At 71.2% G+C, this 10,465-nt stretch carries 11 protein-coding genes; 6 read left to right on the forward strand and 5 right to left on the reverse strand.

What is annotated here, in order from left to right; all coding sequences use genetic code 11:
- The 3 genes from ACLFRB_RS10765 to ACLFRB_RS10775 all read right to left on the reverse strand — a co-directional run.
- Positions 1–1,053, reverse strand: a 1,053-nt coding sequence (locus tag ACLFRB_RS10765) for an AAA family ATPase (RefSeq protein ID WP_411069014.1), incomplete at its 3' end; no start/stop codon positions are given.
- Between the two features lie 354 nt (positions 1,054–1,407).
- Positions 1,408–1,782, reverse strand: a complete 375-nt coding sequence (locus tag ACLFRB_RS10770; protein ID WP_411069015.1) for a hypothetical protein — start codon at positions 1,780–1,782, stop codon at positions 1,408–1,410.
- A 36-nt stretch (positions 1,783–1,818) separates the two neighbouring features.
- A complete protein-coding gene (locus tag ACLFRB_RS10775) occupies positions 1,819–2,217 on the reverse strand; it encodes a hypothetical protein (RefSeq protein WP_411069016.1) in 399 nt (132 codons plus the stop codon).
- Between the two features lie 232 nt (positions 2,218–2,449).
- On the opposite strand from ACLFRB_RS10775, the gene ACLFRB_RS10780 reads away from it, so the two are divergent.
- From ACLFRB_RS10780 to ACLFRB_RS10805, 6 genes are all read left to right on the forward strand, one after another.
- Positions 2,450–3,883, forward strand: coding sequence for a glutamate--cysteine ligase (locus ACLFRB_RS10780; RefSeq protein WP_411069017.1), 1,434 nt, complete (start codon positions 2,450–2,452; stop codon positions 3,881–3,883).
- A gap of 41 nt (positions 3,884–3,924) precedes the next feature.
- A complete protein-coding gene (locus tag ACLFRB_RS10785) occupies positions 3,925–4,971 on the forward strand; it encodes a M14 family metallopeptidase (RefSeq protein WP_411069018.1) in 1,047 nt (348 codons plus the stop codon).
- Between the two features lie 37 nt (positions 4,972–5,008).
- Complete coding sequence (gene msrA / locus ACLFRB_RS10790; protein WP_411069019.1) at positions 5,009–5,461, forward strand: peptide-methionine (S)-S-oxide reductase MsrA; 453 nt, start codon at positions 5,009–5,011, stop codon at positions 5,459–5,461.
- A 42-nt stretch (positions 5,462–5,503) separates the two neighbouring features.
- Positions 5,504–5,884: a DUF423 domain-containing protein gene (locus ACLFRB_RS10795; protein WP_411069020.1), complete on the forward strand. Its 381-nt coding sequence runs from the start codon at positions 5,504–5,506 to the stop codon at positions 5,882–5,884.
- Positions 5,885–6,029: 145 nt separating this feature from the next.
- Complete coding sequence (locus tag ACLFRB_RS10800; RefSeq protein WP_411069021.1) at positions 6,030–7,658, forward strand: BCCT family transporter; 1,629 nt, start codon at positions 6,030–6,032, stop codon at positions 7,656–7,658.
- Between the two features lie 7 nt (positions 7,659–7,665).
- Complete coding sequence (locus tag ACLFRB_RS10805) at positions 7,666–8,046, forward strand: group III truncated hemoglobin (protein ID WP_411069022.1); 381 nt, start codon at positions 7,666–7,668, stop codon at positions 8,044–8,046.
- Between the two features lie 149 nt (positions 8,047–8,195).
- On the opposite strand, the gene hemH is transcribed toward ACLFRB_RS10805, so the two are convergent.
- Both hemH and ACLFRB_RS10815 read right to left on the reverse strand, forming a co-directional pair.
- Positions 8,196–9,311 (reverse strand): ferrochelatase, encoded by a 1,116-nt coding sequence (gene hemH, locus ACLFRB_RS10810; protein WP_411069023.1) that lies wholly within the window; start codon positions 9,309–9,311, stop codon positions 8,196–8,198.
- A gap of 116 nt (positions 9,312–9,427) precedes the next feature.
- Positions 9,428–10,465, reverse strand: a 1,038-nt coding sequence (locus tag ACLFRB_RS10815) for a hypothetical protein (RefSeq protein WP_411069024.1), incomplete at its 5' end; no start/stop codon positions are given.

The raw sequence follows: 10,465 nt of genomic DNA on the forward strand, positions 1-10,465 counted from the left end.
CTCCGGGGCCCCGGCGTGGCCGCCGGGGGCGGGCGGCGGGGGCCGCTCCTCCTCGGCCGGCTGGCCGTGGGGCGCCGCGGTGCGGCGCTGGGGGCGGGGGTGGACGCCGCGCAGCAGCTCGTCCACGGAGCGGGCGGTGTCGGGGTGGACGAGCATCTCGTGGCGGCTGGGCAGCTCCACCACGGACTCGAAGGTGGGCGGGCCGCGGCGCTCGGTGACGGTCTTCTGGGTGCCGCGGAAGCGGGCCTCCTCGTCGCCCAGGGTGACCGTCTTCACCCCGCCCACCAGGTCGGCGAGAGTGGGGTTGGCCACCAGGTTCTCCAGGGTGTTTCCGTGGGCGGTGCCGATGAGCTGCACGCCGCGCTCGGCGATGGTGCGGGCGGCGGTGGCCTCCTCGCGGGTGCCGATCTCGTCGATGACGATCACCTCCGGCATGTGGTTCTCCACCGCCTCGATCATCACCGCGTGCTGCTGGTCAGGGTGGGGGACCTGCATCCGCCGGGCCCGGCCGATGCCGGGGTGGGGGACATCGCCGTCGCCGGCGATCTCGTTGGAGGTATCGATGACCACCACCCGCTTGTTGAGGTCGTCGGCGAGGATGCGCGCCACCTCGCGCAGCATGGTGGTCTTGCCCACGCCGGGCCGGCCCAGCAGCAGCACTCCCCGGCCCGACTCCACCAGGTCGCGGATGGGCTCCACGGTGCCGTACACGGCACGCCCGGCCCGCAGGGTCAGGCCGATGATGCGCCCCTGCCGGTTCCGGATGGCGGAGATGCGGTGCAGGGTGCCCTCGATGCCGGCGCGGTTGTCGGCGCTGAACTCGCCCACCGAGGCCACCACCCGGTCGATGTGCTCGCGGGTCACCGCCCCGGTGGTGAGGTCCACGGCGCGGTCGGGGTAGCGGGCCTGGGCGGGCCGGCCCACGTCCAGGACCACCTCCACCAGATCCGAGTGGGGCAGGTCGTCCATGCGCTCCCGGAGGGGCGGGGGCAGGGTGGCGAGGAGGAGCTGCAAGTCGTCGGTATGGACGGGGGGTCGATCGTTCACGGCCATCCTGGAAGCTGCGGGGAAGGGGAGGGTTTCCCTTATAGATCAGCGCGGAGGCCCCGGGTTCCCGGCGGGGCGGCCCCGCCTCGCATCCAAACCCCGCTGGAAAAGCCGCCGGTGGTCAACGAGGTCGCCGTTCTCTTCGGTCCCTCGCCGCCCGGAGCCTCCAGGCGCTGTTGTCCCTGGGAAAGCATACCCCGCTGCGCAGGGCGCCGGCCCCGTGACGGAACGGCCCTGCGGGGTCCGGGCAGCGCGGAGGGGCAAGCAGCAGGCCGGGGCTTCGAGGGGCGGGCAGGGGGGCTGGCGCGGAACGCGTTCCGGCCCCCTGCCCGGAGGAAAAAGCCCGAGTGGAGCGAACGGCTAGGAGCTCATCTCCTGGCGCAGCAGGAGCAGCATGACCACCATCAGGAAGGCCAGCACGGCCCCGGAGAAGACCAGCCAAGAGCCCAGGGGCAGTCCGGCCCACCCCAGCAGCTCGCTGGCGGCCCACAGGAAGCCGCCCAGCACCGCCCACCGGCGGATGTACAGCCCCATGTAGGGCCGCACCAGCGCCCGGTTGCGCTCCCGCCGGCGGTCCGCCCGGTGGCTGGCCCATACCTCCAGCTCCTGGTCCTCGACCCGCTCGCCGTACTCATCCCGCTTGGGGAAGAGCTCCTCGCCGTGGCGGTCCTTCACCGGCTCCAGGCCGGGGTGCGCCGAGGGCAGGAAGTAGGCCCGGATGGTTCGCCACAGCATTGCACCTCCCCCCGGGACCGGGTCCCGGGTGCCACCCTAGCCGGAAGCGTGGGGCGCGTCGACCACCGGCGGGCTGGCGGGCTCCCCTTCGCGCGGCCGGATCTTCCGGGCCGTCTCGGGCAGCCCCTCCTCGTAGTGCAGCGACAGCGCCTCCCGCGCCCGCTCCCAGGCCCGCTCGAACTCGCCCGTGTCGTTGGCGGAGGTGATCTGGCCGGCCAGGGTGCGGGCCTCGAAGCGGTTCAGGCGCGGGTTGGCGCGCCGCAGCACGGCGCTCAGGGTGTGCGGGCTGGGGAAAGCGCCGCCGAAGGGCACCTCCTTGCGGTCTACATAGCACTGGATGGCCCCGCCGACGCAGTAGCCGCGCTCCGTGAGATGGAGACAGCGTGCCGGCATGGGATGCGGATACATGGACCGGATGGCGCGGACGTCGTACATGCTGTGCCTCCTCAGGCAGCGATCTCGTTCAATTCCATGGGACTACGTGCCCGGGAGGGGCACCCGGGACGCAACGCCTCTTTCCCATTTAGACCATGGAACCCGGTTTTTCTCATCCCCTTAGGGGTTTGGAAGCTTCCATGGGGAAAAATCCCTAGCTGCCGCCGGAAGACACGGGGGAGGCGGAAGAATGTATACTGGTCGTCAACTTCCCCTCCGGGAAAGGCCGGCCATGGGGCGCGAGATCAAGGGCGGCCGATTCGGCCAACGGGATTTCGACCGGTTCGCCCAACGCTTGGACGCGGAGACGGACCGGCTCAGGGAGCTGTTCCGGTCGGGCGGCCTTTCCCGGCGCGGCCCCATGGGGGGCTACGAGCTGGAGGCCTGGCTGGTAAACGGGGAGCAGGCCCCGGCCCCGGTCAACGAGGCCTTCCTGGCGCGGGTGGGCCTGGAGGCGGTGAGCCCGGAGCTGGCCCGCTTCAACTTCGAGCTGGGGGCCGAGCCCCGTCCCCTGACCGGGGACGCCCTGGAGCGCATGGAGGCGGAGCTGGCCGCCCACTGGAGCCGCTGCCGCAACACGGCCGCCGGGCTGGAGGCCGCCCCGGTGATGATCGGCATCCTGCCCACGGTGACCGACGCCATGCTCGGTTTGGCCAACATGTCGGGGCAGGAGCGCTACCGGGCCCTCAACGAGCAGATCATGCGCCTGCGCCGGGGACGCCCCTTGAAGCTGGACATCCAGGGGGCCGAGTTCCTGCACACCGAGCACCGCGACGTGATGCTCGAGGCCGCCACCACCTCCTTCCAGCTCCACCTGCAGCTGGACCCCGAGCGGGCCGCCCGCTACTACAATGCGGCCCTGGTGCTGGCGGGCCCGCTGGTGGGGGCCACCGCCAACGCCCCCTTCCTGTTCGGCAAGCGGCTGTGGCGGGAGACGCGCATCCCGCTGTTCGAACAGGCGGTGGCCGCGGGGGGATTCGGCGGCGCCGCCTTCGGGCCGGTGAAGCGAGCCTCCTTCGGCAGCGGCTACGTGCGGCGCTCGCTGCTGGAGCTGTTCGAGGAGAACCGGGCCCACTATCCGATCCTGCTGCCGGTGGACCTGGAGGAGCCCGCCGCGCACCTGGCGCACCTGCGCCTGCACAACGGCACCATCTGGCGATGGGTGCGGCCCTTGCTCGGCTTCGACCCGGACGGCACCCCGCACCTGCGCCTGGAGCACCGGGTGGTGGCCGCCGGGCCGAGCGTGCCCGACACCCTGGCCAATGCGGCCCTGTTCTACGGGCTGATCCGCCACCTGGCGGAGCGGCCCGCGCCGCCGGAGGATGCCCTGGAGTTCGCCACCGCGCGGGAGAACTTCTATTCCGCCGCCAAGCACGGCCTGCGGGCCAACCTGACCTGGCTGGACGGCAAGCGGCGGCCCCTGGGCGAGCTGCTGCGGGAGCGGCTCCTGGCCCGGGCCCGGGAGGGCCTGGAGGAACTGGGCTGCGCTGGGGCGGACATCGACCGCTACCTGGAGATCCTGAGCGAGCGGGTGCGGCGGCGGCGCACCGGGGCCGCCTGGCAGATCGCCTACGCCGAGGCCTATGGGCGGGACTTCCCGGCCCTGGTGGCCGCCTACCGCACCCATCAGGACCGCGGCGCGCCCGTGCACGAGTGGCCCGTCTAGCGGCGAGGCCGCGGGGAGCAACCGAACCGAGGGAGGCAGTGGTGGACACGGAGGCGAGCCAGCGCGCGAGACCGGCATACCCCGGGCTCCGGGAGTACGAGGGGCTGCCCGCGGGGCTGCTGGAGCTCGGGCCCCGCGAGCTGGCGGATGCCCTGGGCGGCCCGGCCCTCATCCATCTGCCGGGACGGCGGGAGCCGGCTCTGTTCGTCTCCGTGCTCCTGCACGGCAACGAGACCACCGGCTGGGAGGCGATGCAGCGGGTCCTGCGGTCCTACCACGGCGGGCCGCTGCCGCGGGCGCTGAGCCTGTTCGTGGGCAACGTGGCGGCCGCCCGCACCGGCCAGCGCCACCTGCCGGGCCAGCCGGACTACAACCGGGTCTGGCGGGGCGGGGGCACCCCCGAGCACGCCCTGGCGGCGAGGGTGCGCGAGCGCATGGCGGCGCGGGGGGTGTTCGCCAGCATCGACATCCACAACAACACGGGCCGCAATCCCCACTACGCCTGCATCAACCGCCTGGACCACCAATTCCTGCACCTGGCCACCCTGTTCAGCCGCACCGTGGTCTACTTCACCCGGCCCGACAGCGTGCAGTCCAACGCCTTCGCCGACCTGGCGCCGGCCACCACGGTGGAGTGCGGCCGACCGGGGCAGCCCGAGGGCGCGGCCCAGGCCGCCGAGCTGGTGGACGCGGCCCTGCACCTGCGGGACATCCCGGCGGACCCCGTGGCGCCGCACGACTACGACCTCTACCATACGGTGGCCACGGTGTACGTGCGCGGGGAATTGGACTTCGGCTTCGAGGGCGGCGACCTGGTGCTCCGCGACGACCTGGACCGGCTCAACTTCCGCGACCTGCCGGCGGGCACCGGCCTGGCCGAGGTGCGCGGGAGCGGCGAGCGGGCCGGGGACTACGTGGTCGCCCACGACGAACGGGGGGCGCGGGTGGAGGAGCGCTATTTCAGCCTGGATCGGGGCGAGCTGCGCACCCGGCTGCCGGTGATGCCCTCCATGCTGAGCCACGATCCCGCCATCATCCGGCAGGACTGCCTGTGCTACCTCATGGAGCGCCTGCCGCCCGTGGAGTGACGGGGCCTTTCCGCCGAACCGGACCAAGGAGGCCAACATGGCGATGGCGACCTTCGGAGCGGGCTGTTTCTGGGGCGTGGAGGCCGCCTTCCGGCGCGTGGAAGGGGTGACCGACGTGACCGTGGGCTACAGCGGGGGCACCACCGAGCACCCCACCTACGAGCAGGTGTGCACGGGCCGCACGGGCCACGCCGAGGTGGTGCAGGTGGAGTACGACCCGCAGCGGGTGCGCTACGAGGACCTGCTGGAGGTGTTCTGGTCCGTCCACGACCCCACCCAGGTGAACCGCCAGGGCCCCGACGTGGGCACCCAGTACCGCAGCGTGATCCTCTGCCACGACGCCGAGCAGGAGGCCGCCGCCCGGGCCTCCCGGGACCGCGCCCAGGGGCGCTTCCGGGCGGAGATCGCCACCGAGATCGTGCCCTTCGAGGCCTTCTATCCCGCCGAGGAGTACCACCAGCGCTACCTGGAGAAGCGGGGGATGGGCTGACAGGGGGGAAGCTCCCTATTTTTCGTCCTACAAGGAGGATCCATGCCCGCAGGCCGACTGTTCCTGCTGCTCGGGGCGCTCAACGGCGCCCTGGCGGTCATGCTCGGCGCCTTCGCCGCCCACGGATTGCGGGACCGCCTCGGTGACCGCCTGTTGGAGGTGTTCCACACCGCCGTGGAGTACCATTTCTACCACGCCCTGGGCCTGGCGCTGATCGGGCTGGTGGTCCTGAGCCTCGGTCCCACCCCCTGGCTGCGGGCCGCCGGCTGGGTGATGCTCGCCGGAATCGTGATCTTCGCCGGCACCCTCTATGGCCTGGCCCTCGGCGGCCCCGGCTGGCTGGGGGCCATCACCCCCGTGGGCGGCACGGCCTTCATCGTCGCTTGGCTGCTCCTCGCCGTGGGGGCCTGGCGCGCGCCCTGACCCCTGCCCGCCCCCTTGCTGGCCGGCAAGGGGCGGGGCTGGTAGAGTCTCGTAACCCCAACTGGCAATTGCGGAAGTCCGGACCGGCAGGGCCGGCAACCGTTCGGCCGGGCTGGAACGGCCCGGAAGCAGGAGGCGTGTGCCCATGGAAAACCTGGTGCTCCGGAACCGGCGGGGCGGGGCCGTTATCGACCTGAACCCGGTGGTGTTCTTCGTCGCCGTGGCCCTGATCGTGGTGTTCGTGGCCGTCACCATCGCCAATGTGGACGTTGCGGAGGAGGTGTTCAGCGCGGTCCAGGCCACCATCGCCACCTACACCGGCTGGTTCTTCGTCCTGGCGGTGAACGTGCTGCTGGTGTTCATGATCGTCCTGCTGTTCACCCGCTTCGGGCGCATCCGCCTGGGGGGAACGGGGGCCCGGCCCGAGTTCAGCTACATCGGCTGGTTCGCCATGCTGTTCTCCGCGGGCATGGGCATCGGCCTGGTGTTCTACGGCGTAGCCGAGCCCATCTTCCATTACATCGACCCGCCCCAGAGCCCTCACGAGGCCGCCCCGCGCACGGTGCTGGCCGCCGAGGACGCCATGGGCATCTCCTACCTCCACTGGGGCCTGCACGCCTGGGCCATCTACGCCTTCGTCGGCCTGTGTCTGGCCTTCTTCGGCTTTAACCGCGGCCTGCCGCTGTCCATCCGCTCGGCCTTCTACCCGGTCCTGGGCGAGCGCATCTACGACTGGCCGGGCCACGTGATCGATATCCTGGCCACCCTCGCCACCCTGTTCGGCGTGGCTACTTCCCTGGGGCTGGGCGTGCAGCAGGTGAACGGGGGCCTGAACTACCTGTTCGGGCTGGAGCAGGGCCTGCCCGTGCAGATCCTGCTGATCGCGGTCATCACCGCCATCGCCACGGTGTCGGTGGTCTCCGGCCTGGACAAGGGCATCCGGCGCATCTCCGAGACCAACATGGTGATCGCCGGGCTGCTGCTGCTGTTCGTTCTGCTGGTGGGGCCGACGTTGTTCCTGCTGAACGGTTTCGTGGAGAATCTGGGCTTCTACCTGCAGAACTTCCCCACCCTGGCCACCTGGACCGAGACCTACACCCACACCCAGTGGCAGAACGACTGGACGGTGTTCTACTGGGGCTGGTGGATCGCCTGGTCGCCCTTCGTGGGCATGTTCATCGCCCGGGTCTCCTACGGACGCACCATCCGCGAGTTCATCGCCGCGGTGCTGTTCGTGCCCACCCTGGTCACCTTCGTGTGGCTGACCATCTTCGGCGACAGCGCCCTGCAGATCGAGATGGTGGGCGAGGGTGGCATCGCCGCCGTGGCCGAGGAGGATGTGGCACGCTCCCTGTTCGCCTTCCTGGACCACCTGCCCCTGGCCGTCATCACCAGCCTGCTGGCCACCGTCGTGGTGATCACCTTCTTCGTCACCTCCTCCGACTCCGGTTCGCTGGTGATCGACATCATTACCGCCGGCGGCAAGGCGGACCCGCCCACCGCCCAGCGGGTGTTCTGGGCCGTGTCCGAGGGCATCGTGGCCGCGGTGCTGCTGATCGGGGGCGGCCTCACCGCGCTGCAGACCGCCTCCATCACCACCGGCTTCCCCTTCGGCATCCTGCTGCTGATCATGTGCTACACCCTGATCAAGGGCCTGCAGTACTACGTCTACCAGGAGCACCTGGACCTGCGGCCCTGGGAGGAGCAGGGCGTGCCCTTCAGCACCGAGCGCGAATACCGCGCCAAGCCCCCGGCCGACTCCTCCGGGGAATAGGTCCGCCATGGTCCGCAAGCTGGAACCGCTGTGCGACAAGATTGGCTACGCCCGCGTGGCAGCCGTGGTCCACGACTTCTACGAGCGGCTGCGGGCCGATCCCGAACTGGGCCCCTATTTCACCGGCATTCCGGATAAGGCCGCCCACGAGGAGAAGGTCATCGGCTACTGGTGGCTGGCCATGGGGGGGCGGATGCAGGAGCCGCCCTTCGTGGACATGATCGGTGCCCACCAGGGGCGGGGGATCACGAATCGGCTGCTGGACCGCTGGCTGGAGCTGTTCGGGGCGACGGTGGACGCGCACCTGGAGCCGGAGCTGGCGGAGCAGTGGCGGCAGATGGCCACGGCGGTGGGGGACAAGCTGCGCGCCAATGTGGTGCGGGGGTAGCAGGCACCCGCCAGCACCTGTGGGAGCTCGCTTTAGCGAGCGATCCATTCCTCGGGGTCAGAGGCCTGCGTAGGGCTCGCTCACTAAAGTGAGCCCCTACTCCTGCGACAGGAGCGCACGGGGCGGTAATTGCCCGGCGAATCCGCCGCTTATTGCTCGGCGCCCATGCCGAGGGCCCGCTCCCGGCGGGCTTCGGCCTCCTCCCGGACCCGCTCCTCGTCCCAGTCTGAATGCTCCGGCCAGCCCCGGCTGTGGCGCGCCGCCAGGTCGGCCAGGGCGTCCAGGTGGTCGGCGCGGTCGTTCAAGGCCGGGATGTAGTGGAACTCCTCGCCGCCCGCCTCCAGGAAGTACTCCCGGTTCTCGTCGTTGATCTCCTGGAGGGTCTCCAGACAGTCGGCGGGGAAGCCGGGGCAGATCACATCCACCCGCTTCACCCTCTCTCCGGGCAGGGTGCGCATGGTGGCGTCGGTGTAGGGCTGCAGCCACTCCGCGCGGCCGAAGCGCGACTGGAAGGTCACCCGCCAGCGCCCCTCCTCGAGCCCCAGCGCCTCCGCCAGCAGCCGGCCGGTGGCCTGGCATTCGCAGTGGTAGGGGTCGCCCTGCAGCAGGTAGCGCTTGGGCACGCCGTGGAAGGACATCACCAGGCGGTCGGGCTCGCCGTGGGTGGCCCAGTGCTCGCGGACGCTGGCGGCCAGGGCCTGGATGTAGCCCGGGTCCTTGGGGTAGTGCTGGACGAAGCGCAGCTCGGGGACCCAGCGCCAGCGTTGCAGCTCGGTGGTGACGGCGTCGAAGGTAGAGGCGGTGGTGGAGCCCGAGTACTGGGGATACAGGGGCAGGACCAGGACGCGCCGGGCCCCGGCGCGGTTCAGCTCCGCCAGCCCCTCCGCCAGGGAAGGCCGGCCGTAGCGCATGCCCAGGGCCACCCGTACCGGGCCCGCGAAACGCTCCTCCAGCCGCGCCTGCAGCCCCTCGCGCTGGCGGCGGGAGACCGCCAGCAGGGGCGAGCCCTCCCCCAGGGTGTCCCAGACCTGACGGTAGGACTCCGCGGAGCGGGCCGGGCGGGTCCGCAGGATGACCCCGTGCAGGATGAGCCACCACAGGGGCCGGGGGACCTCCACCACCCGGGGATCCCACAAAAATTCCCGGAGGTAGCGACGCAGGGACGGCTTGTCCGGGGCATCCGGGGTGCCCAGGTTGGTGAGCAGCACCCCGGTGCATTCCGGGCTGCCGTGGCGGTAGTCCGGTTCCCCCTTGAAGCGCGGCATGGTTCTCCCTCGCTGGGGCGGCGCCCCGTTGGTGGTAAGGCCGGCCCATTGTACCGTTCCGGCGGCGCGCAAGAAGGCCCGGGCCCCGCCCTGGGAGGCGGGGGACCTGCGTGGGCCTAGAAGAACCGCTCCACGGCCAGGGAGTACACGTTGGCCTCGTACTCGTAGTTGGGATCGGCGAAATCGATGTTGGAGTCGTTGCGGGTGTACTGGTATTCCAGGCGGGCCCACAGGCTCCAGGGGAGTCGCCGGGACAGGCCGGCCTCGCCGCGGAGACGGGTGTCTTCACGGGTGACGGGCCCGGAGGGGGTCTGATGGGGGTCGTGGTAGCGACTGAAGCGGTAGGAACCCTCCAGCGTGGCCCGCCAATCCCGGGCGGGCTCCCATTGGGCCTCCAGGGAGCCCTGGTGCCGGGTGGGCGACACGCTGGCGTCGGGCAGGTCGTCGCGGTCGTTGTACTCCAGCTGGTAGCCCGCCGTGAGTGCGTAGCCCCCGCCGGCGTATTGCCATTCGACATCCGCCCGCTGCCGGGTTCCGGACAGGTGCTCGAACCGGTCCGCTCCGTCCACGAGGCCGAGGCGGTAGCGCAGGCGCAGGTCCTGAGCCGGGGTCACGGTGCGGCGGGCGTCCACCTCGCCCGTGAGCACCCGCTCGAAGGGGTCGCCTCCCAGGGTGATCCAGTCGGCGTAGGCGGCCAGGTCCAGGGCCCACGGCCCCGGATTCCGGTCCCATTCCAGGCCCGCCCGGAGGTAGGTCTGATCGAAGGCGTCGCGGTCCGCGTAGTCCAGCACCAGGGCGCTGGCCTTGAGCTGCAGGCCCTCTGAGCGATCCCCGCGCAGTTGGTAGGTGCCCGCCGCCAGGGCTTCCAGGAAGGTGTCGCTCCGGCCGCTGGTGATGGGGCCGTCGTCGGGCTGGAGCGTGACGTTGTCGCTGTAGCCGCCGCCCAGGGAGACGAGACCGGAGAAGGGGGACCGGTCGGTGCGGGCAGCCTCCCGCTCCGGGAGCCGGTCGGCGGCCAGCCTTTGGATCTTGGGGTCCTCGGCCGAACGATGGGCGGCCCGGAAGTGCTCGCGGGCCGTCTCCGGCTCGTTCAGCTTCCGCGCCACCAGCCCCAGGTTGTAATGGGCGAGGGCCGTGGAGCCCGGATCCTCCAG

It is taken from the genome of Thiohalorhabdus sp., assembly GCF_046545655.1.
Classification (GTDB): Bacteria; Pseudomonadota; Gammaproteobacteria; order Thiohalorhabdales; family Thiohalorhabdaceae; genus Thiohalorhabdus.

Bases quoted from the DNA above. Each gene is read 5' to 3' on its own strand.
- ACLFRB_RS10770 (WP_411069015.1), bottom strand. From the start codon at position 1,782: ATGCTGTGGCGAACCATCCGGGCCTACTTCCTGCCCTCGGCGCACCCC.
- ACLFRB_RS10775 (WP_411069016.1), bottom strand. From the start codon at position 2,217: ATGTACGACGTCCGCGCCATCCGGTCCATGTATCCGCATCCCATGCCG.
- ACLFRB_RS10780 (WP_411069017.1), top strand. From the start codon at position 2,450: ATGGGGCGCGAGATCAAGGGCGGCCGATTCGGCCAACGGGATTTCGAC.
- msrA (WP_411069019.1), top strand. From the start codon at position 5,009: ATGGCGATGGCGACCTTCGGAGCGGGCTGTTTCTGGGGCGTGGAGGCC.
- ACLFRB_RS10795 (WP_411069020.1), top strand. From the start codon at position 5,504: ATGCCCGCAGGCCGACTGTTCCTGCTGCTCGGGGCGCTCAACGGCGCC.
- ACLFRB_RS10800 (WP_411069021.1), top strand. From the start codon at position 6,030: ATGGAAAACCTGGTGCTCCGGAACCGGCGGGGCGGGGCCGTTATCGAC.
- ACLFRB_RS10805 (WP_411069022.1), top strand. From the start codon at position 7,666: ATGGTCCGCAAGCTGGAACCGCTGTGCGACAAGATTGGCTACGCCCGC.
- hemH (WP_411069023.1), bottom strand. From the start codon at position 9,311: ATGCCGCGCTTCAAGGGGGAACCGGACTACCGCCACGGCAGCCCGGAA.